This window comes from Sulfitobacter sp. UBA4523 (assembly GCF_002388305.1).
Classification (GTDB): domain Bacteria; phylum Pseudomonadota; class Alphaproteobacteria; order Rhodobacterales; family Rhodobacteraceae; genus Sulfitobacter; species Sulfitobacter pontiacus.
Genome location: NZ_DGMH01000004.1, coordinates 1,876 through 2,304, shown reverse-complemented (window position 1 = coordinate 2,304; position 429 = coordinate 1,876). Strand labels below are relative to the sequence as shown.

Sequence of the window (429 nt, the reverse complement as noted above, 5' to 3'; positions counted from 1 at the left end):
CAGATCAAGATAGGCCCCCATCTCGGCATCGCCCTTGAGATGCTGTGCCATCCAGACGGTGGCGAAATGCTGCGCGATGTTGTTCATGCGCACCGTGTCCCAGACCGGATCGGTATAGTGGCCCGAGACGTTGAACCCCAGATCAGCGTCATCGCGAAAGGATTCCGCAGGCGCAGGCATCGGGGCCGCCGCATTATGGCCGCCGTTTTCAAAGGTCAGCAAGGCGCGGTCGACGCTGCTGGCGTTTTCCCAAATGGCGCGCACACCTTTTTCGTAAAGCGATACCATATCCTCGGACCCGGCCATGAAGAGCATGGGGATCTGCACGCCCTTCAGACCTTCGGCATCCCAGAAGCCTGTGTTCATGCCCCAGGGGCCGATCGCGATGGCGGTTTTGATCCTTGGGTCGGGCAGGTTGTTATGCGTCTC

General features: G+C 59.9%; 1 pseudogene. It reads right to left on the bottom strand.

Annotated features, from left to right (window positions below):
• A pseudogene (locus B3849_RS00295) lies at positions 1–429 on the bottom strand (dienelactone hydrolase); the annotation flags it as partial.